Raw genomic sequence first — 23,564 nt, forward strand, 5'->3', positions numbered from 1 at the left:
TTTTACGCGATGTTTGTTTAAGAGACCAAGACGGCGATGTCTTTTTTGATAAATTGCATTTTAAAGTTTTTGCAAATGCCGCTCTTTACCCTGCAAGAGCATGAGTTAAGCACACACTTTGATAAATGGGTTTATTTTTTAAAAAACTTAGAGCACTTTGACCATATACCGGCAATATTAAACGAACCCATTTTTCAAAAAGGTTTTGAAATTGCTGAACTTTCGCACTTAACCCCGCACCAGTTAGATAGTTATCAACGCAGCTTAATCGAGTATGCCGAGGTGAGGAATGTTAGCGATACATCCTTTGAAGAAGGCTTAGTCAAAGGAGAACAAATCGGCATCGAAAAAGGCGAGAAAATTGGCATTGAAAAAGGCGAGAAAATCGGTATCGAAAAAGGTGAGAAAATTGGTCTTGAGAAAGGCGCGCAAAACACTAAGCTAGCCATTGCTAAGGCTTTGAAAGACCAACAAGTCCCCATCGACATTATCGAAGCGACAACGGGATTAACTGAGCAAGAAATTAAAACATTATAAGCACCATTCGCCCAAGCAAGGAGATTGTGATGATTGATTTAACAACACGCTATCTAGGATTATTGTTAAAAAACCCTTTCGTACCATCGGCTTCACCGTTTACTAAAGATGCGGAACATGCCTTGCGTTTAGAAGATGCTGGCGCCAGCGCGATTGTTATGCATTCATTATTTGAAGAAAAAATCGAAGCTGAATTCCTGCATAACGAGCGCTTCTGGCATCAACAAGCCTTAGGTCATGGCGAAGCAGACAGTTTTCATCCTATCCCGGCCAACATATTGTCTTATCAAGAGCAACATTTAGCATTATTGACGGCCATAAAATCTAGGTTAAGTATTCCAGTGATTGCCAGCTTAAATGGTATTTCGTTAAGTGGTTGGTTAGATTATGGCTTAGCATTACAACAAGCAGGCGCTGACGCCTTAGAGGTCAATGCTTATTACATTGCCGCGAATATTGATGAAGATAGCGCTACGGTCGAACAACGCTATATTTCAATTATTGAGACATTGAAACAACATTTAGACATTCCGCTCACCGTAAAATTATCGCCACAATTCAGCTCGCCACTGCATTTTGCTAAACGCTTACAAGAGGCCGGTGCCGATGGTTTGGTGTTGTTTAACCGGTTTTATCAGCCAGATATTGACTTAGACAGCTTAGAAATTTTACCCAAATTAGAATTATCGACCACCAGCGAGGCGTTGCTACGCATTCGTTGGACAGCGTTAATCTATGGCAGGATAGCTTTATCACTTGGCGTTACGGGAGGGTTTCATCAAGTAGATGAATGTATTAAAGCATTATTGGCAGGGGCGGATGTTGTGCATGTGTGCAGTGCGCTATTAATACATGGCGCTCATCATCTTCAAACATTACTAACAGACTTAGAGCATTGGCTAGCTGCACATGAATATGCCTCAATAACCCAGTTAAAAGGCAGCGTTAGCCAGCAACATGCGATTAATCCAGCGGCTTATGAGCGTACAAATTATGTGCAAACACTGGATAGTTATTCTTGCCCTGCTGGTGTGTTACGTTGAAGTTTCTGATAGTCCATTCATGGCTATGACTAAATCAATAAACTCTGCTTTCGGTACAGGTTTGCTGATGTAGTAACCTTGAGCGTATTCGCAGTCTAATTGACGTAAGATTTCAAGTTGGGCCAGTGTTTCAACACCTTCGGCAACAATCTCCAATCCCAGTTTTTTGCCTAAGCTAATACTGGCCTCGACAATTGCCCTATTGCCATGGCCGTCAGTTAAATCGCGGATAAAGCTTTGGTCAATTTTTAAGACATCGAGAGGTAAACTCTTGAGGTAAGCTAATGACGAGTAGCCTGTACCGAAATCGTCAATAGCGATACGCATACCTAAGCCATGCAGCGTGTTAAGAATTTCGGCTGTCGCTAATGGATCGTTAATCACAATATTTTCAGTTAGCTCTAGTTCTAATGCTTTTGCAGGCAGACTTTCTTCTATAATAAGTTCAGTGACTTGGGCTAAAAAGTCGGCGTCATTAAATTGCACCCCTGAAACATTCACCGACACTCGCAGCCCCAAAAGCTCAGCGGCTAAAAAATCTTTACAGGCTTGTCTAATAACCCATTCGCCTACGTTGACAATAAGCCCAGTTTCTTCTAGCAATGGAATAAAATCAGCCGGAGGAATTAAACCGCGTTGTGGATGCCTCCATCTTAATAAACCTTCTGCCCCGATAATTTTTGTTTTGCGCAATCGCTAGTTGCGGTTGGTAGTACAAAACAAAATTCGTTGTTTTTTATCGCGTCTCTTAGTTCGGTCTCTAACATTAAAACGCTCGTGGCTACGCGCATTCATTTTAGGCGCGTAAAAACGGTAATGATTAGAGCCGCTGGCTTTAGACCAATACATAGCCGTACCCGCATTGCGCAATAAATCATCGACTTCTAAGCCATCGTAAGGATATACCGCAATACCAATACTTAACGTGACATAGGTCACTTGCTCACTAAACGTGAAAGGCCGCTCAAATTCAACACGAATACGCGTTAATAAGCCTTGCAAGTGGTCGATATTAGGCAAATCACCGACAACAATGGCAAATTCATCACCGCCATAACGCGCCACGGTATCGTCTGAATCTAATGACAAAACTAAGCGAATAGCAATTTGCTGCATTAAGCTGTCGCCTATGGTATGGCCTAAGCTGTCATTAATGCGTTTAAAATTATTAACATCCAAAAACAACACCGCAGCCAGGCAATTTAAACGTCTAGCTCGTTCGATTTCCGTAGCAAGTCTATCTTCTAGCACTAAGCGGTTCGGTAATTGCGTCAGTGGATCATGGGTCGATTGATGCTTTAACTCGGCTTCAAAATGCATACGTTCGCTAATATCGCGAGCTATTGCAGAAAAATAGCTAAGGCGGTTAATCGAATCATAGTGCGCCAAAATAACGAGTGATACGGGGGCTTCTGAACCATCTGCTGCTTGCATCACAACTTCGCTAGACCAAGTACCGACCTCCATCGCGATGCCTAAACCCGTTCTTAAAGCTTGTTCGACAATATTACTTGGGAACAAATCAAAAAATTTAAGCCCAGCCAACTGGTCAGCATTTTTCAGCTTTAATAATGTTACACCCGATTTATTTAAGTAATTAATCTGACCTTCAGAAGCAAACATCACCACTAAATCAGGCGTTGCTTCTAGTATTGCAACTAGGCGTGCTTGTGCTTGTTCGGCAATGACTTTTTCGCTTATATCACGCCCTGTTGAGACATAATGCGTGATATTGCCTTGAGTATCTTTGAGGGGGGTAATCGTTTTTTCTTCGTGATAGGTCTCGCCGTATTTATTGCGATTCAGCAATACGCCGCGAAACACACCGCCAGAACGTAATATTTTCCAAAGATAACGATACCGAATACTATTTTCTTGACCTGAACGTGTTAAAGCGGGCGTTTTGGCCTACTGCTTCGTCGCGCTTATAGCCGGTTAAGCGCTCAAACGCAGGATTGACATATTCAATTTTACCGTTGGTATCAGTGATATAGACGCTGTCAGCGGCTTGTTCTACCACTAGCGACAATTTCTTTAAGTTCTGCTCAGCTTGTTTGCGCTGTTGCCGCTGATGGGCTTCCATGATTTCACGCTCAGTCGCTACTGCTAAGCGTATTATATTATTTTTCATCACATAATCTTGCGCACCAGCTTTCATTAAACCGACAGCGGTTTCTTCACCAATCGTACCAGAGACAAAGATTACCGGAATATCCATATCACACTCACGGATAATGGTTAACGCTTCATCACCTAATAAGCTAGGCAAAGAATAGTCCGAGTAAATAATGTCCCAAGGTTCTGTGAGGGCTAGGCGCAACTGTTCCGCTGTGTCCACTTTACGCCAACTCACCTCAAAGCCATGTTGCGCTAAATGGTCAACCAATAACCAGACATCATCGTCACTATCTTCAATGATAAGCGCTTTTAATGGCATGGTTCGATTCTTCATAACACAACTTACACAGCAGGCTGGTTAATTAATATCCAATATAAACCCAGTTGTCCTGCGACTTTGATAAACTCTTCAAAATCAACTGGCTTTCGTACATAACTATTAGCACCTAAGCTATAGCTTTTTAATCTATCCTCTTCTTCATTTGAAGACGTCAACAAAACCACGGGTAATAGTTGTGTTAACTGTTCTGAGCGTATCCGTTTTAAGACTTCAATACCGTTTAACTTAGGTAAATTAATATCGAGTAGCACAACCGTGGGCAAATCATTAGGATTACGCCCAGTAAAACGACCTGTACCAAATAAATAATCCAGTGCCTCTACACCGTCACGCGCGACCACAATTTGATTCGCTAAATTATGCATGGCCATTGCATGTAAGGTTAGCTCCTCGTCATCTGGATTATCTTCAACTAATAAAATAGTTTTTTCCACAACCCCTCCTTACTTACCTAAAGTAAAATAAAAACAAGCACCTTGCCCGATTTCACTCTGCGCCCAAATACGACCTGAATGCTTTAATATAATTCGGTAAACCGTTGCTAAGCCTATGCCAGTCCCCGGAAATTCATTGGCACTGTGCAAGCGTTGAAATGCTTTAAATAATTTGTCGGCGTAAGCCATATCAAAACCGGCACCATTATCGCGAACATAATAAATCGTTGTGGACTCTGTTTCGCTAGACCTTACACCGAATTCTATAACCGCTTGGTCGGTGTTACGGGTAAATTTCCAGGCATTACCTAACAAATTCACTAAAACGATACGCAATAATTTTGCATCGCCTAATGCCGTTACATTGTCTTGAATGATGCAGCTAACCTGATGCTCCGACGCCTCTTTTTGCAACTCGACGATAATGTCTGTCGCCAACTGACTTAAGTTGACCGGTTTAACCGTGAGTTCTACGCGAGTAATTCTGGATAGCTGCAGTAAGTCATCGATGAGGCCTGACATGGTTTGCGCGGCTTTGCGAATACGGCTTAACCTATCTTTCGCCTTATCATCTAAACGGTCTTGATATTCATCGAGTAAAATCCGGCTAAACCCATCTAACGCTCTAAGCGGCGCGCGTAAATCATGCGAAACAGAATAACTAAACGCTTCAAGCTCTTTATTGACTGATTCTAATTCCTGCGCGCGTTTCATGAGTGTTTCATTCAACTCATTAATGACTTGCTCTGCGTGCTTGCGCTCACTAATGTCTTCGATAATCCCGTACAGCAATAATTGACCATCGGATTTTTGTTTAACAACGGTTTGAATTGACGCATAAAAATTACGCCCTGCCAAGGTTCTTAACAGCACTTCATCATGATTAACACTTTTGTCAAGTAACATAGAATCATGTTTTTCAACGTCAGCATCTTGGCTGTATAAACTAAAAAAAAGTTAACCGCATATAACTCATCAGCCTGACTCGCTTCAAACATCGTAACCATGGCCGGATTAACTTCTAATAAGCGTGCTGAGCTGCTTGGGTTCTTAGAAACACGCCTACCGGCACGTTATCGACTAAATCTTGGTATTGCTTTTGAGCATCAAAGCGCGCTTGTTCGATTTGCTTACGCCAGGTAATGTCACGAATAAAGCAACTCACTAATGTCTCATTCTCGCCTGATAATGGACTTAAACTAATTTCCACAGGAAACTCAGAGTTATTTTTTCGTAAGCCAAATAACTCAATTCCCACCCCCATAGGTCTAAGCGTTGGCTGCTCTATGTAATGATTCCTATAGGTGCGATGTTTAGCGCGAAAACGCTCTGGCACCAATATTTCAAGCGCTTGGCCTAATAACTCAGCACGCTGATAACCAAACCATTGTTCAGTTTGTTGGTTAACCATAACGATTTCACCTAAGTTATTAATAATAACAATCGCATCGGGCGCGTGTTCTAGTAAACTTTGAAAACGATAGTCAGTATGCTTAGATGACGCGTGCTTATGAGTTTTATAAACAAGAAAACAGCAAATCAAGTTAACTAGCAGCGCAACTAATGCAATGCCACTTAAAAAAGATGATAACGAAGACAGTGGCAACCAGGCAACGCAAACAAACACCCCTAATGCACAGGCGCTCACGGCTTGCAAAACAAATAAGTTACGGGGGTTAACGTTGAGCATCGTTTTTTCACTGTCTATGGATGTTTGCAATTAAAATACATTTTTATTTCATATTCAATGACATAAAAAATAAGGTTTTATCCGATGTCTAAAGCTGGTAAAAAAACACAGCGATTACCCATAGAACGCATGATAAGCTAATCTTTAATCTCTTCCAAGATAACCAATAAGTTATGTCAGTCCGCATCCACCGCTTAGCACAAATAAGGCAGTTACAATACCAAGGTCAGACCACTGAAGCCCTAGCCCAATGCCAGAAACTAGCCGAGCAATCCGCCGATACAGAGCTGCTCGCGTTGTTAGGCGTATTGTGTTGCCAAAATCAACACTTTGAGCTTGGGCGCAGTTATTTAACCCAGCTGCCAGTTTACTCGCTCATCGATGACGTAGCGACGTTAACTGACATTGCCGGAATACATATTTTGCTAAAAGCACCGGCCTTAGCATTACCGGTTTTAGCTAAAGCCTTAACGCTAGCACCCGAAGAGAATTTAGCGTTGATTAGGCGCGGTATTGCTTTTATGCAAACCGGGCAATACGCTAATGCACGGGCTGATTTAGCATCGGCGTTAACACACTGTTTGCCTTATCACACAGGTTATCTGCATATCAATTTAGCGCGTTGTGCGTTACAGCTATTAGATAACGACAATGCACTATTTCATGTTGAAGCGGCTAAAGCCCTTGGCAGTTCTACGCAAGACGCTTGGCTTATCATCGCAGTTGAAACCTATATTGCCTTCGACCGTTGGCAAGCGGCAGAGACGGTGATTAATGACGCCATCGCGGCGGGTGTTAACCCTATTGTCGGCATTAAGCTATTAGCACTGATACTAGCCGCACAAGACAAGCATGACGAGGCCGAACATTGCTTGCGCCAAGCCTTGCAAAACTATCCAGAAGATATTGAGCTATTGATGCAACGCGCGCAATTGGCTAGCGTCAGAGGGTGTTTTGGCTTAGCTTTGCATTGCATTAACACAGCGCTAGGCATTGCATCGGACAATTCCGCGTTATGGGTGCAAGCCGCATACACAGCAAAACGTCAATTTGATGAAGAAGCTGCTAATAGTGCCGCTGATAAAGCGTTAGCACTCACCGAAGATAAAGCCGATTTAAGTCGAGCTGAGGCATTAACAGCAAAAGCCAATCTATTGACCGATACCGAACAACAGCAAGCGGAAGCGCTATTTCTGCAAGCGCTAGCTATTGCGCCTGACTGTACGCCGACACGATTAAACTTAGGTCATTTATATTTGCAATGGGGACGCCTAGATGACGCCGTTGAGCAATTTGAAATGGTTAAACAAAAAGCGCCGGTTGCTGGTTACGGCGCGTTAATCAATGCGAGGCGCTTTCCCGACCAACCTGAAACACTCGCGCGAATTGAAAAAATGGCGCGTATTCCGAGCTTACAAGGTTCGGTGTCGAGTAGTCTGTTGTTTGATTTAGCAGCTGCGTGGGAGCATCTACGCGACTATGATAAAGCCTTTCAATTCGCTGCAGAAGCCAATCAAGCCAGTCGAAAATTTATTACTTACGATGCTAAACAACACCGGCAGTATTGCTTAAGCCTACAACAGGTTTTTACCCGCGCATTTTTTCAGCAGCGTCGTCATTATGGTCACCCTGCGGCATTACCCGTATTTGTACTAGGTATGCCACGTTCAGGCACAACACTGGTGGAACAAATCTTAGGTGGTCATCCCGACATTTTTTGTTGCAGGAGAGATTGGCATTATGGCGGGCGTGATTCAGCGCTTAAATGCCTGGGAAAAACATCTAGGTTCTGACTTAACGTATCCGCGTTGCGTACTTGAAATAGGCCAGCAACAAGCCCAGCAATTCAGCCAGCTTGTGCTCGACGAACTAAGCACATACTCACCCGATGCGCGTTATATTGTTGATAAATTGCCACATAACTTTGAGCATATTGGCTTAATCCGCTTGTTGTTTCCAGAAGCGTCGATTATTCATGTATTGCGCGAACCGCGCGATGTAGCCGTATCCAATTATTTTACGGACTACCAAGCCAAATTTGGCGGCATGGGCTTTGCCTATGACTTGGCGGATATCGGTGAGCAATTAATCGACTGCGAACGTTTAATGCAGCATTGGCATCAAGTCGTCGATAAACCCATTTTGACCGTGCGCTACGAAGACGTCGTTAACGATACGGAAGCACAGGCTAAACGGATTTTAGCCTATCTGGATTTACCCTGGACCGACGCGGTGTTGAACTATCAAAATTTAGAACGTGCGGTTAAAACCGCCAGTATTTGGCAAGTGCGGCAACCGATATACACGACCTCAACGGAGAAATGGAAACGTTATCAAGCGTATTTAACGCCTTTAATAACGGTATTAGAGCAAGGTGTAGACGCCAATGAGGCGGTGGCCGATTATCCTGCTACGAAGCCTGGTTTATTCTTTCAAGGTATGAGTTATTTACACCAACAGCAAAGCACGCTCGCTGAAGCTGTTTTCAAAGAAATATTAACTGTCCACCCGCATCATGCCGCTGCATTACACATGTTAGGCGTCGCGCTCTATCAGCAGAAGAAATTGCGGCCCGCACTTCGTTATATGCAAACCGCGACCCAGCGTCATCCCGGTCATGCTAGTTGGTATCACAACTTAGGTTTAGTATTAACAGCGTTAGGCAAAACCCAAGCAGCTACCCAAGCCTTTAACAAAGCACAGGTGCTGAAATCAGCCTTATCTGAGCATCACTCATTAGTAGCCAATTGGCCACTGCCATTAAGTTAAGGCATAAATATTAATTTTCATGAGATTACGGACGAGGGTGGGTAGCCTTATTTTTCAACGGAGTCATTTGTTTGTATCACCATTTTGATTTTTGAACCTTATCGCAGTTTCTAGGATATTACTTAGCAACAAGCCTTTAATCGGTTTGTTGGTAGCGTTCTACACGGTTTAGCCATTAAAATGAGATATGAAACATCAAACTAACCTTTTAAATCGACTTGCTTGCATTATGGTCTGGCTTTGCCTGGCATGGCCTGTGTTTGCTTTAGAATCCTTAGCGCCTTTGCCGTTATCGACTAACGTTGATGAAGCGAAACGTCAATTAGGCGAACGTTTGTTTCATGATAATAAATTGTCGGCACAAAACAACCGCTCATGTGCCAGTTGCCATCCGTTAGACCATGCTGCTATGGATGGCTTGCCGCGTGCCGAAGCCAATGATGGCACGCATTCACTTAGAAACACGCCGTCATTGTTTAATGTTGGGTTTAATTTTTTCTATAACTGGGATGGCGTTGTCTCGACCTTAGAAGCGCATACTGAAAAAGTGATGCTAAACCCTAAGGTGATGAATACCAGTTGGTCGGCGTTATTGGCTAGTCTTCAAGCCGATGCGGACTATAAAAAAGCCTTTACCCAAGTTTATCCCACTGGTTTAATTAAAGAAAATATTGTCGATGCAATGGTTAATTTTGAGCGCAGTTTAATTACACCAAACTCACGCTTTGATCAGTTTTTACGTGGTAATCAACATGCTCTAAGCGATTCGGAACAACAAGGTTATCGTTTATTTACGTCATTAGGCTGTGCGGCTTGTCATCAAGGTATTAATATTGGTGGCAATTTATTTCAAAAATTTGGCGTTTTTGCGCAGCCCAAAAGCCTAGCCAAAGACCCGGGGCGTTATTCTGTGACTAATAATGAACGCGATAAAGGTGTGTACCGAGTACCTAGTTTGCGTAATGTGGCCGTGACTGCGCCGTATTTTCATGATGGTAGCGCGGCTACTTTAGCAGAAGCTGTCGACACTATGGCGCATGATCAATTAGGCAGGACATTATCGGAGCAAGAGCGCAATTTATTGCTGGAGTTTTTAACTACGTTAACCGGAGAATATCAAGGTAAACCAGTGGTTGGTGGGGTAGTAACAAGTCAATGAGATTACCTGCTTACCGGCCTTTGTTTATCGTCGCAGGTTTGTTAACGGCGTTGACCTATTTATGGCATGAAAGTACCAGTCCCGATTTAGAGCGTCGCCATCATCTTCAAGAAATTTTACGAATTATCGAGTTACATGATGCTGAGTTAATGCGTGATATTTTGCTGGCGCGGGCTGGACTGTTGCCAAATTATGATGCGTTATCAAAAACCGGTCATGCGTTAGAAACGATAAGTCAAGACTTACTCAGTGCTAGTCAGTCTAGCGCGGAGATGGCCGATACGCCGTTGGCGCAATCGGCACAACAACTCAGCCAAACCCTGCAAGCTAAGCTCACCGAAGTTGAGTATTTCAAATCAGATAATGCGTTATTGCGCAATTCTATGACGTATTTTACTAAAGTTGGCCAAAACTTAGATGTAAAAGCCAAGTTACCAGCTAAAGTCGAGCGTTTATGGCAACTGATGTTTAGCTTTTTAGAAACGCCGGAAGCGGATTTAGCGCAAGCGATACAACGTGAGCTAGCGTCATTAGAGCAACATAAGTCGTTACCGCCAGAATACACGTCTTTGATAGCGCATGGTCGATTGATTGTTGACTTATTGCCTAGGCTCGATGTGTCTTTGCGCGGAATTATCCAAATACCGATAGCGGATAAATTAGCGGCTTTGCAAGCTGAGCTGTTGCAATACAGTATGAGCATTGAGAAGCGTGCGCAAACCTATAGGCTGATGTTATATGTTGTGGCGCTTTGTTTAGTGGTTTATTTGCTGTATCAATTTGTTCGCTTGAGGCTGAGTAATGAATCGTTGCGCCGTGCTCACGAACAGTTGCAACAAGAAAGTAACGAGCGGTTACACGCTGAAATTGCTTTGCGCGCTAGCGAAGAACGCTTACGCTCAATGACGGATTCGGCGCACGAAGCGATTATCTCGGTTGATAGTTTGGCGAAGGTGGTTTCGTGGAATCGTGGGGCGGAAGCGATGTTTGGTTATAGTGAAACAACTATGTTAGGTCAACCATTGTTGTTGCTTATTCCTGAACATGATGCGTATATCCATGATTCTATATTAACTCGCAAAAGCACGAATACCGACGCGGGTGCTGTTCAATTACAAGGCCAACGGCAAGACGGTAAAGGGTTTCCGTTGGAGTTGTCGCTATCCAGTTGGTCGCGTGGCAATGACTTTTTTCATGACGGTAATTATTCGCGACATTAGTGTGCGTAAGCGTTTAGAAGAGTTAGCTCGCCAGCAAGAGTTAAAATTGATACAAGCGAATAAAATGACCGCATTGGGGACACTGGTTTCGGGGGTTGCGCATGAAATTAACAATCCTAACCAGATGATTTCATTAAATGCAGGCTTATTAGCCGAAGCGTGGCATGATGCGCAAGATGTTTTGGATGCGCATTACCAAGATTCCGGCGAGTTTTTCTTAGGTGGTTTGCCGTATTCGGAAATGGCACAAACCGTACCCGTGTTAATTCATGATATCAAAGACGGCGCTAGTCGAATTGAGCGTATTGTTGCCGATTTAAAAAACTTTGCTCGCCCTAAAGGCGCAGATACGCGTTTATTATTTTCGTTAAACGATGTCGTCGAGCGTTCGTTGCGTTTACTAGGTCACTTAATCGCGCGCAAAACCAGCCAATTTCATGTTGAGCTAGCCAATGCGTTGCCGTTGATGTCTGGTGAACCGCAGCAAATCGAACAAGTGATTGTTAATTTAATTGTTAACGCGTTAGAAGCCTTGCCGGATTCAAACCATGCGGTTTCTGTTAAAACTTATGCGGATGTCGAAACGCATACGGTAAACGTCGAGGTTTGTGATCAAGGTGTCGGCATTGCACCGGAGCATTTAGCACAATTATGCGACCCGTTTTTTACCACTAAGCAAACATCGGGCGGCACGGGTTTAGGCTTAGCGATTACTGCGTCCTTAGTGCAATCTCACGGCGGACGCTTGCATTTTGCCTCGACACTAGGCCAAGGTACGACAGTAAATGCGATATTTCCAGAGTCTTCTTCTTAATTGAACGTCTTAACTATGCCTTATCAATCTATCTCTTCATTACCCGTGTTATTAGTTGATGACGAACCACAGTTATTGCACAGTGCTAGTTTAGTACTGCGTGCTTCCGGTATTACTCATGTTATTATGCTGGACGATAGCCGCGCGGTATTGCCGCTGCTGGCGCAACAAGCCGTTGGTGTTGTGATTTTAGATTTAACCATGCCGTATATCACCGGTCAGGAGTTGTTAAATCAAATCGCTGCCGAGCATCCTGAAATTGCTGTGATTATGATGACGGCAACGAATGATTTACAAGTCGCTGTGCAGTGTATGCAAGCGGGGGCTTGTGATTATTTGCTTAAGCCAGTGGATAAGGCTGGTTTATTAACGGCGGTGCGACGTGCTTTTGATAACCGCGTGCTACAAGCTGAGTTGTTATCATTAAAAGACCGCTTATTAACCAATAAGCCGCATGAACCGCAAGCGTTTAATCAAATTGTGACGCAAAGTCCTGCTATGTATGCCATTTTCCGTTATATCGAAGCGGTGGCGTCTTCGCCTCAGCCGGTACTAATCACGGGTGAAACAGGGACGGGCAAAGAACTTATTGCTCATGCGATACATCAACAATCCAAGCGTCCAGGCGAGTTAGTCGCTGTTAATGTTGCAGGCTTAGATGATCAGATGTTTTCTGACACATTGTTTGGTCATGCTAAAGGCGCGTTCACTGGCGCGGATCGCGTGCGCGAAGGTTTGGTCAGCAATGCAGGGGAAGGTACATTATTTCTCGATGAAATAGGTGATTTAACGTTAGCGTCGCAAGTCAAATTATTGCGCTTATTACAGGATGGCACGTATTATCCTTTGGGCTCAGATCGGCCTCGGCAAAATAGGGCGCGTATTGTTGTCGCGACCCATTGTGATGTGAAACATAGCGCTGATAACGGCACATTTAGAAAAGACTTGTATTTTCGCTTGCGTACCCATCATATCCAATTACCTGCGCTACGTGAGCGTGTCGAAGATTTGCCTTTCTTAGTCCAATATTTTGTTGCTAAAGCAGCCGATGTTTTGCATAAAACTACACCGACTATCCCTCCAGCATTATTTCAATGGCTAAAAAATTATCCGTTCCCTGGTAATATTCGTGAGTTAGAAGGCATGGTGTTCGACGCTGTTACACGCTGCCAAGGCACGGTATTACCGCTACAAAGTTTTAAAGAAGCCAGTGTTGATGCAGGGTTAACTCAAGAAGAAGAGTATTTGACCGATACGCAGTTGAACTTTCCGGAGCGTCTACCTACATTAAAAGAAAGCGAAGATGCGTTAATCGCTGAAGCATTGCGTAGAGCTGATGGTAATCAAGGTGTCGCGGCTGGGTTATTAGGGATTTCTCGCCAGGCGCTCAATAAAAGACTGTTACGGCGAGAGTAAAGCATTTTGTTTTATCTGACCACTGACTTAAATAGGGGCAGGGCATTCTGCCTACTACACGCCATCCCTGACGTTATCCGCTCTGAATGTCCTGTTCCTACTTGCTACTGTCCCACCTAAGCTCGTAGCCGTTTATCTGTGCTTAGTGTTGTTGAGGAACTAATTTTCGTTTTTCTTGATTTTTAGTAGCTTGATTTTAAATAGTTTTAATATAATGAAATCACCAAGTCAGCTAGCTTGCTATTGCTGAATAGTGTTTTTTCCTATATTATTTCTCGGTTATGTTAGATCATTTACCTCAATATATTGATCCTTTGCATCTTGTTGAAAAACGAGCAGTTTTAAAAGGACAAATACCTATCAGTGACTTTGATAGATTAGCTGATATTTTGCACAGCAATGCTGGTTCTGCAAATGTCGAGCTGGCTTTCAGTCGCGAAGGCAGATTAGCAGTCGTCACCGGGCGTATCGAGGTAACATTGGCGTTAACATGCCAAAACTGTCTTGATGCCGTGTCGGTTGTTATCGATTGTGCAATCAAGTTGGCGATTGTCGCGTCTATCGAACAAGCAAATAATTTACCCGAAGCCTATGAGCCTTTGTTGTTTGATGGCAATGAAAATCTATTGCTAAAAGATATTATCGAAGACGAAATATTGCTTTATTTGCCGATTTTTCCAAAACACGAACACCGTTGTTTTTGTTTCACAAGCAACAAATAACGGTGCGGCAACTATTTTTTCGGAAGCGGAAGCTAGCGAGCAACCTCGCCAAAATCCTTTTTCCGTTTTAGCACATTTAAAACAAACTGGAGACACCTAAATGGCAGTACAAAAGAGCAAAGTAACGCGTTCACGACGTGGTCAACGCCGTTCGCATGATGCGTTAACCGCACGGGCATTAACGCAAGATGCTATGACCGGTGAAACACATTTACGTCACCACATGACACCAGATGGCTATTTTAAAGGTCGTCAAATCGTAGGCGCTGTTAATCTTGATGACGAATAGCCAAAAATACAGTGTGTGCTAGGTATCAAGCCTGGCCAGTTATAATTTAAAACGGAGTCGCCAAGCAACGTGAGCTTGATAATTTCAATTGATGCAATGGGTGGGGATCATGGTGTTAATGTCACTATTCCTGCCGCGTTAAAGTGCCTAAAGCAAAATTCTGAACTGACACTAATACTCGTTGGTGACGAGACTGTTCTTAAGCAGCGCGTAGGCGAATCAGCACTTGCAAGTTATCAAGATAGATTGCAGATTTATCACGCATCACAATGTGTGGCTATGGATGAGTCTCCGGCTAAGGCATTGAAAAATAAAAAAGACTCTTCAATGCGTGTGGCGATTGATTTAGTGCGTCAAGGTAAGGCAGATGCCTGTGTTAGTGCCGGGAATACGGGTGCATTAATGGCAACGGCTCGCTTCGTGTTAAAAATGATTCCCGGTGTCGATAGGCCGGCTATTATTTCCACACTACCTTCATTGCATGGGCAAACCTATGTATTGGATTTAGGTGCTAATGTTGATTGTACCGCTGAGAATTTATTTCAATTTGCCGTCATGGGTGTTGAATTAGTGCGGTCAGTGACTGATATTGCACAGCCTAAAGTGGGTTTGTTAAATATCGGCGAAGAAGATGTTAAAGGTAATGAGCAGGTAAAAGCCGCTGCAAAATTACTGGAAAGTTCTTCGTTGAATTATATTGGTTATGTCGAAGGTGATTCATTAACAGCCGGTCATGTGCAAGTTGATTTAATTGTCACCGATGGTTTTGTCGGTAATGTGGCCTTGAAATCGATTGAAGGTACGGCAAAATTCATTAGTCATGGTTTAAAAACGGCGTTTAATCAAAATTGGCTGACTAAATTAGCAGGTTTAGTCGCCTATCCTGTACTTAAAACATTTAAATACAGCATAGACCCTAGGCGTTATAACGGCGCTAGTTTTTTAGGATTGCGAGGCTTAGTGATTAAAAGTCACGGTGGCGCGGATGTATTAGCGTTTAAGACCGCGATACAACTCGCTGAAGTTGAAGTAAAACACAATGTAATTCAAAAAATTAGCGAACAAGTGGAAAAACATCTCGCTTTAAGAGAGAGTGCATGACTCGGTACTACGCAAGAATAGCCGGTACAGGCGGTTATCTGCCGGAAGAAATTAGAACCAACGATGATATATCACGGATGGTTGAGACCTCAGACAGTTGGATTGTTGAGCGTACCGGTATAAAAAGCCGTAGAATCGCAGCGCCTCATGAAACAGCATCGAGTATGGCTGAAATTGCTGCTAGGCAGGCATTAGCGGCCGCTGCGTGTGAACCCGAAGCATTAGATTTAATTATTGTCGCAACAGGCACGTCTGAACGGGTTTATCCTAGTACCGGTTGCTTATTGCAACAACGTCTAGGCATAAAAAACTGTGTTGCCTTTGATATACAAGCGGCATGTTCAGGTTCGATTTTTTGCGCTTAGCATTGCCGATCAATATATTAAATCGGGTGCAGCGAAAAATGTATTAGTGGTGGGTTCTGAACTATGTTCCCGTATTGTGGATTGGACCGATAGAAGCACGTGTATTTTATTTGGTGACGGCGCAGGGGCTGTAGTTTTAACAGCATCTGAGGAAACCGGTATTTTATCCACACATATTCATTCTGATGGTGAATATCAAGAATTACTGTACTGCTCTAACCCTCTTGCCGCAGGTGAACAGAATAAAGATGAGCCAGGCTATATTAAAATGCGGGGCAATGAAGTCTTTAAAGTTGCGGTTAATACCTTAGGCCGAATTGTTGATGAAACGTTAGAAGCTAATCAAATGGATATGTCTGAAATTGATTGGTTAGTGCCGCATCAAGCCAATATTCGGATTATTGCCGCAACGGCAAAAAAATTAAAAATGTCCATGCAACAAGTGGTCGTCACGCTTGAAACTCAAGGCAATACCTCGTCGGCTTCTGTATTATTAGCTTTAAATGAAGCAGTGCGTGATGGTCGTATTCAGCGTGGACACGTTATTCTGCTTGAAGCCTTTGGTGCTGGTTTTACCTGGGGTTCGGCTTTAATTAGATATTAACTATAACAATAATAACAATGAGCAAAAAACTTTATAACCTGGCGTTTGTATTTCCAGGGCAGGGTTCTCAATCGGTAGGCATGATGAATAATCTGGCTGCTGTTTACCCTGAAGTGCGTCAGACGTTTACTGAGGCCTCAGATGTTTTAGGTTTCGACTTATGGCAGATTGTTACTGAAGACGCTGATAAGCAACTTGATCAAACGCGATATACCCAGCCCGCTATGTTAACTGCTGGGGTCGCTATTTGGCGTATCTGGTGTCAGCAAAGTGCTATTCGACCAGGTTGGGTAGCAGGTCATAGTTTAGGCGAATATACCGCTCTGATTTGCGCTGAAGCGCTTGCTTTTGCTGATGGTTTGCGTTTAGTGGCCGAGCGCGGACGCTTAATGCAAGAAGCCGTACCAGAAGGTCAAGGTGCGATGGCGGCGATTTTGGGTTTAGAAGACCATATTGTGGTCAATTTATGCCATTCACTCAGTAGCGATGCGAACGTTGTCTCTGCAGTCAATTTTAATAGTCCAGGTCAAGTGGTGATTGCCGGTCATGTCGATGCGGTTACCAATGCGATGGCCGAAGCAAAGCGCTTGGGTGCAAAGCGGGCTTTGCCTATTCCTGTGAGCGTACCCTCTCATTGTCAATTAATGCAATCTGCTGCCGAGAAGTTAGGCGAATATTTAAAATCGGTAACAATTACAACACCTAAAGCGACATTAATTCATAACGTTGATGTGGTTTCGCATGATGCGCCTGATGTGATTAAAAATGCGTTAATTGAACAGTTATATAAGCCTGTGCGCTGGTCTGATTCAATTAAATTCATGCATGAACAAGGCGTGACATGTTTCGTTGAATTTGGGCCTGGCAAAGTATTACAAGGACTCAATAAGCGTATTGTCAAAGAAGCCGAGCATCTAGCAATTTACGATCAACAGACTTTAGAGCACGCGGGAGCATTTTGCACATGAGTAAACGAATTGCACTGGTAACAGGCGCAAGCCGAGGTATTGGTAAGGCTATTGCTGAGCGCTTGGTCGAAGATGGTTTTTTTGTAGTGGGTACTGCGACCTCGGAAAATGGCGCGAATGCCATTTCTGATTACTTAGTAGAAAACGGTAAAGGTTTAAAGCTAGATGTAACAAGCGCTGAAGAAATTGAGGCGGTTGTTAAGCTTGTTAGCGATGAATTCGGTACGCCTTTTGTTTTAGTTAATAACGCTGGCATAACCCGCGATACATTATTAATGCGGATGAAAGATGACGATTGGGATGCAATTATCAATACCAATTTATCTTCTATATTCCGTATGAGTAAGGCGGTCTTAAAAGGGATGATTAAGGCCAGAGTCGGTAGGATTATCAACATCTCATCAGTCGTGGGTTCTACAGGAAATGCGGGCCAAGCCAATTACGCAGCCGCTAAGGCAGGGATTGTGGGTTTTAGTAAGTCGTTAGCGAAAGAAGTCGGTGTTAGAAATATTACGGTTAATACCGTTGCGCCCGGTTTTATCGATACCGATATGACCAAGTCGTTAACTGACGATATTAAAAATAGCTTATTAGCCTCTATCCCGGTAGGGCGTTTTTAGGCGATGCTAAAGAAATTGCCCATGCGGTTTCATTTTTGGCATCAGAAGGTGCAGGCTATATCACAGGGGAAACATTACATGTGAATGGCGGCATGTATATGCCATAGTGACGGGTTAAGCCATTCTCGCGTTTAGCCTTAATATTGTGACATTTTTGCAATATAAAAGTATAATTCCCCGCCGCCTGGAACTGCCGGAGACGGGATTTCTAGTAACACTAATAACAATACTATTGTAAGCTGGACATAACAGCCTTGCATTGTTTGAGGAAATTAACTATGAGTACTATTGAAGAACGAGTAAAAAAGATTGTTGCAGAGCAACTGGGTGTAAAGGAAGATATTGCTACAGATGCTTCTTTTGTAGATGATCTTGGTGCTGATTCTTTGGATACAGTGGAACTCGTGATGGCTCTTGAAGAAGAATTCGAATGTGAAATTCCAGACGAAGATGCTGAAAAAATCACTACAGTCCAGCAAGCAATCGAATACGTCCAAAGTCACATATAGTCCCAATAAAAGTGGATGACTTTATCATCCACTTATCCAATCACTTTAAACCTTATACGGTACATTACTTTGAGTAAGCGTCGAGTAGTAATCACTGGACTAGGTGCAATCACACCTTTAGCGAATAACGTTCCAGACACTTGGGAAGGCATTATCAACGGTAAAAGCGGTATTAGCTCTATCGACTCATTTGATATTTCACCGTTTGCAACTACGTTTGGCGGTGTGATTAGGGGATTGGATATTAGCCAATATATTCCTGAAAAAGATGCTAAGCGTATGGATGGCTTTATCCATTACGGCATTGCTGCTGGTTGTCAGGCATTTGAAGATTCAGGCATAGAAGTGACTGAGGCTAATGCTGAACGCATAGGCGTTGCGATAGGCTCAGGTATTGGCGGTATTACCGGCATAGAAGAATGTTACGCGACCTATGAAAAAAGCGGGCCAAGACGAATATCACCGTTTTTCGTGCCTGGTAATATTATTAACATGATTTCCGGCAATATATCGATTAAATACGGTTTAAAAGGCCCTAATTATTCGATAGTAACGGCGTGTGCGACAGGTACACACAATATTGGTGATGCTGCTCGGTTAATTATGCATGGTGATGCAGATGTTATGTTAGCCGGTGGTGCCGAGCGCTGTACGACATCGCCTACCGCTATGGGTGGCTTTATATCTGCTAAAGCCTTATCCAGACGTAATGATAACCCACAAGCGGCCAGCCGACCTTGGGATAAAGACCGTGATGGTTTTGTGCTAAGCGATGGCGCAGGTGTTGTGGTGTTAGAAGAATACGAACATGCTAAAGCACGCGGCGCTAAAATATATGCAGAACTGATAGGTTTTGGCATGAGTGGTGATGCATACCATATCACGACACCGTCAGAAGGTGGTGAAGGCGCTGCTCGCTGTATGCGTAATGCGTTGCGCGACGCCGGTATTAATCCAAGTGAGGTTGATTATATTAATGCTCACGGTACGTCAACACCGGCAGGCGATTTAGGTGAAACTCAAGCTATGAAATCCGCTTTAGGTGGCCATGCTTATAAGGTTGCGATAAGTTCTACTAAGTCGATGATAGGTCACTTATTAGGCGCGGCAGGCGGTATAGAAGCTGTTCTGACAGCCTTAAGTCTTAAATATCAAATTGCACCACCAACGATTAATATAGATAACCAAGACCCTGACTGCGATTTGGATTTTATACCTAATACCGCAAGAGAGATGAAAATGACGATTGCTATGTCTAACTCTTTTGGGTTTGGCGGTACCAACGGCTCGTTGGTCTTACGTCGTATCGATTAGTATTCAGTCGGCGCTGTGTAGCCTGATGTTGTTAATCAACGGCGAATGCGCTGACCAGCTTCAGGTAAGCGACCGAGGTTTGCACTATGGCGATGGTTTATTTACAACCATAGAAGTGCAGGCCGGGCAACCGGTCTTCTTAGCCTACCATCTTGGTCGTTTACAATTAGGCTGTGCACGCTTAAACATATCCCCTATTAATTGGCGGCAACTGCTGATAGAAGTTGAAACCTTAAGTCAACAACATTATCAGGCTACAGATTTATCTTGTGCCGTGGTCAAAATCATCATTACACGCGGCAGTGGCGGGCGTGGTTACCGACCGCCCGAAGACTGCCATGCAACGCGTATTGTCAGCATACATCCTTTTCCTGACTATCCACCCCAATATTGGCAAGACGGTATTACCGTGCGCTTTTGTGCCACTCGTTTAGGTTTAAATCCAAGCTTAGCCGGTATTAAGCATTTAAACCGCTTAGAACAAGTATTAGCGCGTGCTGAATGGAGCGATAGCGCAATTCAAGAAGGTTTAATGTTGGATAATAAGGGTTGTGTCATAGAAGGCACAATGACCAATCTTTTTTTTCGCAAAGCTCAAATTGTCTATACACCGAAATTAACCCAGGCTGGCGTTGCGGGCATTATGCGTATGATTGTTATGGAGTTATTGATGCGCAATGGCATAGCACTGTTAGAAATCGAGGTGAGTCAAGCTAAGCTATTAGCCGCTGATGAGTTATTTGTCACTAATTCATTAATTGGACTCTGGCCGGTTAAGCAGCTTGAGCAGCATTGTTTTTCTATTGGTTCATTAACACGTGATGTGCAAACTTGGCTTGCGCAATATAAACATGACTCACTTCGTTTGGTTTAAACCGCTAGCCACGTTGCTTAGCGTTAGTCTCTTGTTGCTCAGTTTTATGTGCGCATAAAGATTATCAATGTGCAATGCAAAGTCCTGTTGTCTCAGACGCACCTATTTTAGTGGAAATTGAAAAAAGGTGATTCGTTTAGCCGTATTACAGAAAAATTAAAAGCGCAAGGCGTTATAACTAAGCCGTTTTGGTTTAAGTTTTTAGCTTACAAAGATAAATCGTTTAAAAAAATCAAAACAGGCGAGTATGAGCTTTTGCCGGGTTTAACCCTACCAGGTTTATTAAGTCTATTTGTGTTAGGCAAAACCAAGCAGCACAGCATGACGATTCCTGAAGGCTTAAACTTTAAGCAAGTGCTGCAAAAATTAGAGCAAGAGCCAAATCTTAAACATACGCTAACAGAGCAGCAGACGAGTGTGTTGATGCAAGCGTTAGGGGCAGATTTTAAGCATCCCGAAGGTGTATTTTTTCCTGATACCTATTACTTTGAAAAACACACAGAAGACAGCGCTATTCTTAAACGTGCTTATCAAAAAATGCAAACCGTGTTAACCACAGCTTGGCAAACACGAGAGGCTGATTTGCCGTTAGCAACACCGTATGACGCCTTAATTTTGGCTTCAATTGTTGAAAAAGAAACCGCTGTTGCGAGTGAAAGACCATTAATCGCAGGGCTATTTATCCAACGCTTAAAGCAGCATATGCCATTACAAACCGATCCAACAGTGATTTATGGTATGGGCGAGCGTTATCAGGGTAATATCACGCGCACCGACTTGACGACAGCGACACCTTATAACACCTACACCTTTAAAGGCTTGCCTCCTACACCTATCGCAATGCCAGGGCAAGAAGCGATTAACGCCGTGTTACATCCCGATGCCAGCGACTATTTGTATTTTGTGGCCAAAGGCGATGGTAGCCACCAATTTTTCTAAAACCTTAGCCGAGCATAATAAAGCCGTGGCGTTATATCAAAAGAGGCGACCATGACACGTGGTAAATTTATTACCTTAGAAGGCATAGAAGGCGTTGGCAAAACTACCAATGTTGAGTTTGTCAAACAGCATTTGCAAAAACAAGGTATAAGTGTAGTTGTGACGCGTGAGCCAGGCGGTACGTTGATTGCCGAAAAAATCCGAGACTTGTTACTACAGCAAAACAGTGAAAGCTTATCGGAACAAGCAGAATTATTATTGGTTTTTGCCGCTAGAGCGCAACATATAAAACACGTGATAGAGCCAGCCTTATTACAAGGTAACTGGGTGGTATCAGATCGTTTTACCGATGCGACGTATGCGTATCAAGGTGGCGGTAGAGCGATGAAGACTAGTGCAATAGAATGGCTAGAACACTGGGTACAAGGCCATTTAAAACCGGATTTAACGTTATTACTCGATGCGCCCGTCGATGTGGGGATGGCTAGGGCCAAAGCACGTGGCGGTTCGGATAGATTTGAAGATGAGCGTAACAGCTTTTTTGAGCGGGTTAGACGAGCTTATTTATTACAAGCCGAGCTGTATCCGGAGCGTATTAAACTGATTAAAGCCAATCAGCCATTAATCGATGTGCAACATGCGATGGTTGAGTCTATGCGGGTGTTATTGCGATGAGCTCTTTATATGCTTGGCAACTAAAAGATTGGGCGTTGCTTGCCAGTTATTTTAAGCAACAACGGATTCCGCAAGCGTTGTTGCTAGCAGGCCAAGGTGGTTTAGGCCAAGAATCGTTAGCCCGTGTTTTTGCACAAGCGTTATTATGTCATCAGCGTCAAGCTAACGAGCAAGCGTGTGGTCAATGCCAAGCGTGTCTACTATTTAATGCCGATACGCATCCAGATTTTTTTGTAGTAGCGCCAGAAGAAGGTGTTAAAACGATTTCCGTCGATACGATGAGAAACTTAATGGCTAGGTTAACGCTTAAGCCGCAATACAGCGCACATCGTGTGGTCTTAATACAACCAGCCGATGCGATGAATGCCAATGCTTATAACGCATTCTTAAAATATTTAGAAGAACCGACTGAAACGCACGGTTTTATTGCTTCTGACTGAGCAGCCTTATAAGTTGCCCGCGACTATTTTAAGTCGTTGCCAATCGCTACAGGTATCGACGCCAGCACCTAGTGAGGCTTTGGCGTGGTTAAAACAGCAAAAACCAACCTTATCCGAAACCCAAGCCAGCCAGCTATTAATGCTCGCGCAACAAGCCCCGCTATTGGCATTAGACTATGCCGAACAAGACGTGATAAATCAGCGCGAGCAATGTTTTAAGGATTGGTTAGCGCTTGCCCGGCAACAAACTCATCCTGTGATCATTGCGGAAAAATGGTTGAAGTTATCCGATGCGACCTTATTATCTTGGTTAAACTCATGGCTAAGCGATTTGATTAAATGTAAATTTCAGCTTGCCAGCGATTATCTGTTCAATAAAGACTTAAATAAATCCTTGCGCGAGTTGTCGAACCGACTAGAATTGAAGGATTTATACCTGCTGTATGATTTAGTGTTGGTCAGCAAGCAACGACTTGCTACGACTGTAAATAAACAATGTTTGCTAGAAGAACTGTTAAATCGATGGACGCAAATTAATTATACTTTAAACGGTTAAGTTTTCGGTTTTTAGGTAGGGTGCGCTGTGCGCACCTTTATAAATTTT

At 43.4% G+C, this 23,564-nt stretch carries 25 protein-coding genes and 2 pseudogenes; 21 read left to right on the forward strand and 6 right to left on the reverse strand.

Annotated elements, in window-relative coordinates; all coding sequences use genetic code 11:
- Positions 1 to 75: 75 nt before the first annotated feature.
- Complete coding sequence (locus VZ94_RS11180) at positions 76 to 537, forward strand: PD-(D/E)XK nuclease family transposase (protein ID WP_204369118.1); 462 nt, start codon at positions 76 to 78, stop codon at positions 535 to 537.
- Between the two features lie 29 nt (positions 538 to 566).
- A complete protein-coding gene (locus VZ94_RS11185; RefSeq protein WP_045779294.1) occupies positions 567 to 1,580 on the forward strand; it encodes a dihydroorotate dehydrogenase-like protein in 1,014 nt (337 codons plus the stop codon).
- Here VZ94_RS11185 and VZ94_RS22905 read toward each other — a convergent pair.
- The 6 genes from VZ94_RS22905 to VZ94_RS11210 form a co-directional block, all read right to left on the reverse strand.
- Entirely contained in the window at positions 1,572 to 2,273 is a 702-nt protein-coding gene (locus tag VZ94_RS22905) for a putative bifunctional diguanylate cyclase/phosphodiesterase (protein ID WP_052700462.1), read from the reverse strand. The genes VZ94_RS11185 and VZ94_RS22905 overlap by 9 nt on opposite strands.
- A gap of 3 nt (positions 2,274 to 2,276) precedes the next feature.
- Positions 2,277 to 3,389 carry a diguanylate cyclase domain-containing protein gene (locus VZ94_RS22910; RefSeq protein WP_204369119.1) on the reverse strand — a complete coding sequence of 371 codons (1,113 nt, stop codon included), beginning with the start codon at positions 3,387 to 3,389 and terminating at the stop codon, positions 2,277 to 2,279.
- A gap of 58 nt (positions 3,390 to 3,447) precedes the next feature.
- Positions 3,448 to 4,032, reverse strand: a complete 585-nt coding sequence (locus tag VZ94_RS11195) for a response regulator (RefSeq protein ID WP_082081578.1) — start codon at positions 4,030 to 4,032, stop codon at positions 3,448 to 3,450.
- Between the two features lie 8 nt (positions 4,033 to 4,040).
- Positions 4,041 to 4,472: a response regulator gene (locus tag VZ94_RS11200; protein WP_045779295.1), complete on the reverse strand. Its 432-nt coding sequence runs from the start codon at positions 4,470 to 4,472 to the stop codon at positions 4,041 to 4,043.
- Between the two features lie 9 nt (positions 4,473 to 4,481).
- Positions 4,482 to 5,378 carry a sensor histidine kinase gene (locus tag VZ94_RS11205; RefSeq protein ID WP_052700465.1) on the reverse strand — a complete coding sequence of 299 codons (897 nt, stop codon included), beginning with the start codon at positions 5,376 to 5,378 and terminating at the stop codon, positions 4,482 to 4,484.
- A 115-nt stretch (positions 5,379 to 5,493) separates the two neighbouring features.
- Positions 5,494 to 6,120, reverse strand: a complete 627-nt coding sequence (locus VZ94_RS11210) for a PAS domain S-box protein (RefSeq protein ID WP_239649865.1) — start codon at positions 6,118 to 6,120, stop codon at positions 5,494 to 5,496.
- 215 nt (positions 6,121 to 6,335) lie between these two features.
- Here VZ94_RS11210 and VZ94_RS11215 point away from each other — a divergent pair, with 215 nt between their 5' ends.
- The 19 genes and pseudogenes from VZ94_RS11215 to VZ94_RS28870 all read left to right on the forward strand — a co-directional run bounded on the left by VZ94_RS11215 (position 6,336) and on the right by VZ94_RS28870 (position 23,516).
- A complete protein-coding gene (locus VZ94_RS11215; protein ID WP_045779297.1) occupies positions 6,336 to 7,955 on the forward strand; it encodes a tetratricopeptide repeat protein in 1,620 nt (539 codons plus the stop codon).
- Positions 7,903 to 8,931 carry a sulfotransferase gene (locus VZ94_RS30695; protein ID WP_131655538.1) on the forward strand — a complete coding sequence of 343 codons (1,029 nt, stop codon included), beginning with the start codon at positions 7,903 to 7,905 and terminating at the stop codon, positions 8,929 to 8,931. The genes VZ94_RS11215 and VZ94_RS30695 overlap by 53 nt, the downstream gene beginning before the upstream one ends.
- A 229-nt stretch (positions 8,932 to 9,160) precedes the next feature.
- Positions 9,161 to 10,090, forward strand: a complete 930-nt coding sequence (locus tag VZ94_RS11225; protein WP_239649860.1) for a cytochrome-c peroxidase — start codon at positions 9,161 to 9,163, stop codon at positions 10,088 to 10,090.
- Entirely contained in the window at positions 10,087 to 11,310 is a 1,224-nt protein-coding gene (locus VZ94_RS11230) for a DAHL domain-containing protein (RefSeq protein ID WP_045779300.1), read from the forward strand. The genes VZ94_RS11225 and VZ94_RS11230 overlap by 4 nt, the downstream gene beginning before the upstream one ends.
- Entirely contained in the window at positions 11,285 to 12,124 is an 840-nt protein-coding gene (locus VZ94_RS11235) for a sensor histidine kinase (RefSeq protein ID WP_052700466.1), read from the forward strand. Before VZ94_RS11230 ends, VZ94_RS11235 begins: the two co-directional genes overlap by 26 nt.
- Before the next feature lie 15 nt (positions 12,125 to 12,139).
- Positions 12,140 to 13,540 carry a sigma-54-dependent transcriptional regulator gene (locus tag VZ94_RS11240; RefSeq protein WP_045779310.1) on the forward strand — a complete coding sequence of 467 codons (1,401 nt, stop codon included), beginning with the start codon at positions 12,140 to 12,142 and terminating at the stop codon, positions 13,538 to 13,540.
- A 281-nt stretch (positions 13,541 to 13,821) separates the two neighbouring features.
- Positions 13,822 to 14,262, forward strand: a complete 441-nt coding sequence (locus VZ94_RS11245; protein WP_109867680.1) for a YceD family protein — start codon at positions 13,822 to 13,824, stop codon at positions 14,260 to 14,262.
- 100 nt (positions 14,263 to 14,362) lie between these two features.
- Positions 14,363 to 14,551, forward strand: coding sequence for a 50S ribosomal protein L32 (gene rpmF / locus VZ94_RS11250; protein ID WP_045779301.1), 189 nt, complete (start codon positions 14,363 to 14,365; stop codon positions 14,549 to 14,551).
- A gap of 69 nt (positions 14,552 to 14,620) precedes the next feature.
- On the forward strand, positions 14,621 to 15,652 hold the full coding sequence (plsX, locus tag VZ94_RS11255; protein ID WP_192828630.1) for a phosphate acyltransferase PlsX: 1,032 nt from the start codon (positions 14,621 to 14,623) through the stop codon (positions 15,650 to 15,652).
- Positions 15,649 to 16,621 (forward strand): annotated as a pseudogene (locus VZ94_RS11260) (beta-ketoacyl-ACP synthase III). Before plsX ends, VZ94_RS11260 begins: the two are co-directional and overlap by 4 nt.
- Before the next feature lie 17 nt (positions 16,622 to 16,638).
- Complete coding sequence (gene fabD, locus VZ94_RS11265; protein WP_045779303.1) at positions 16,639 to 17,589, forward strand: ACP S-malonyltransferase; 951 nt, start codon at positions 16,639 to 16,641, stop codon at positions 17,587 to 17,589.
- Positions 17,586 to 18,316 (forward strand): annotated as a pseudogene (gene fabG / locus VZ94_RS11270) (3-oxoacyl-ACP reductase FabG). Before fabD ends, fabG begins: the two are co-directional and overlap by 4 nt.
- A 171-nt stretch (positions 18,317 to 18,487) precedes the next feature.
- Positions 18,488 to 18,718 (forward strand): acyl carrier protein, encoded by a 231-nt coding sequence (gene acpP, locus VZ94_RS11275; protein ID WP_045779304.1) that lies wholly within the window; start codon positions 18,488 to 18,490, stop codon positions 18,716 to 18,718.
- 69 nt (positions 18,719 to 18,787) lie between these two features.
- Complete coding sequence (gene fabF, locus VZ94_RS11280; RefSeq protein ID WP_045779305.1) at positions 18,788 to 20,032, forward strand: beta-ketoacyl-ACP synthase II; 1,245 nt, start codon at positions 18,788 to 18,790, stop codon at positions 20,030 to 20,032.
- Positions 20,033 to 20,057: 25 nt separating this feature from the next.
- Complete coding sequence (pabC, locus tag VZ94_RS11285; RefSeq protein ID WP_045779306.1) at positions 20,058 to 20,906, forward strand: aminodeoxychorismate lyase; 849 nt, start codon at positions 20,058 to 20,060, stop codon at positions 20,904 to 20,906.
- Between the two features lie 117 nt (positions 20,907 to 21,023).
- Complete coding sequence (mltG, locus tag VZ94_RS11290; RefSeq protein WP_239649861.1) at positions 21,024 to 21,845, forward strand: endolytic transglycosylase MltG; 822 nt, start codon at positions 21,024 to 21,026, stop codon at positions 21,843 to 21,845.
- Positions 21,846 to 21,896: 51 nt separating this feature from the next.
- Positions 21,897 to 22,520, forward strand: a complete 624-nt coding sequence (tmk, locus tag VZ94_RS11295) for a dTMP kinase (RefSeq protein WP_045779307.1) — start codon at positions 21,897 to 21,899, stop codon at positions 22,518 to 22,520.
- Positions 22,517 to 22,960, forward strand: a complete 444-nt coding sequence (locus VZ94_RS28865) for a DNA polymerase III delta subunit-related protein (protein ID WP_239649862.1) — start codon at positions 22,517 to 22,519, stop codon at positions 22,958 to 22,960. Before tmk ends, VZ94_RS28865 begins: the two co-directional genes overlap by 4 nt.
- Positions 22,947 to 23,516, forward strand: coding sequence for a DNA polymerase III subunit delta' C-terminal domain-containing protein (locus VZ94_RS28870; protein WP_239649863.1), 570 nt, complete (start codon positions 22,947 to 22,949; stop codon positions 23,514 to 23,516). Before VZ94_RS28865 ends, VZ94_RS28870 begins: the two co-directional genes overlap by 14 nt.
- Positions 23,517 to 23,564: the final 48 nt, after the last annotated feature.

The sequence above is a fragment of the Methylocucumis oryzae genome, assembly GCF_000963695.1.
Classification (GTDB): domain Bacteria; phylum Pseudomonadota; class Gammaproteobacteria; order Methylococcales; family Methylomonadaceae; genus Methylovulum; species Methylovulum oryzae.

Coding starts and splice junctions, on each gene's coding strand:
- tmk (WP_045779307.1), top strand. CDS start 21,897: ATGACACGTGGTAAATTTATTACCTTAGAAGGCATAGAAGGCGTTGGC.
- rpmF (WP_045779301.1), top strand. CDS start 14,363: ATGGCAGTACAAAAGAGCAAAGTAACGCGTTCACGACGTGGTCAACGC.
- VZ94_RS11245 (WP_109867680.1), top strand. CDS start 13,822: ATGTTAGATCATTTACCTCAATATATTGATCCTTTGCATCTTGTTGAA.
- VZ94_RS11240 (WP_045779310.1), top strand. CDS start 12,140: ATGCCTTATCAATCTATCTCTTCATTACCCGTGTTATTAGTTGATGAC.
- VZ94_RS28865 (WP_239649862.1), top strand. CDS start 22,517: ATGAGCTCTTTATATGCTTGGCAACTAAAAGATTGGGCGTTGCTTGCC.
- VZ94_RS11230 (WP_045779300.1), top strand. CDS start 10,087: ATGAGATTACCTGCTTACCGGCCTTTGTTTATCGTCGCAGGTTTGTTA.
- VZ94_RS11225 (WP_239649860.1), top strand. CDS start 9,161: ATGGTCTGGCTTTGCCTGGCATGGCCTGTGTTTGCTTTAGAATCCTTA.
- VZ94_RS30695 (WP_131655538.1), top strand. CDS start 7,903: ATGGCGGGCGTGATTCAGCGCTTAAATGCCTGGGAAAAACATCTAGGT.
- fabD (WP_045779303.1), top strand. CDS start 16,639: ATGAGCAAAAAACTTTATAACCTGGCGTTTGTATTTCCAGGGCAGGGT.
- VZ94_RS11195 (WP_082081578.1), bottom strand. CDS start 4,032: ATGAAGAATCGAACCATGCCATTAAAAGCGCTTATCATTGAAGATAGT.
- VZ94_RS11205 (WP_052700465.1), bottom strand. CDS start 5,378: ATGTTACTTGACAAAAGTGTTAATCATGATGAAGTGCTGTTAAGAACC.
- VZ94_RS11180 (WP_204369118.1), top strand. CDS start 76: ATGCCGCTCTTTACCCTGCAAGAGCATGAGTTAAGCACACACTTTGAT.
- VZ94_RS11235 (WP_052700466.1), top strand. CDS start 11,285: ATGACGGTAATTATTCGCGACATTAGTGTGCGTAAGCGTTTAGAAGAG.
- VZ94_RS11185 (WP_045779294.1), top strand. CDS start 567: ATGATTGATTTAACAACACGCTATCTAGGATTATTGTTAAAAAACCCT.
- acpP (WP_045779304.1), top strand. CDS start 18,488: ATGAGTACTATTGAAGAACGAGTAAAAAAGATTGTTGCAGAGCAACTG.
- pabC (WP_045779306.1), top strand. CDS start 20,058: ATGTTGTTAATCAACGGCGAATGCGCTGACCAGCTTCAGGTAAGCGAC.
- VZ94_RS11215 (WP_045779297.1), top strand. CDS start 6,336: ATGTCAGTCCGCATCCACCGCTTAGCACAAATAAGGCAGTTACAATAC.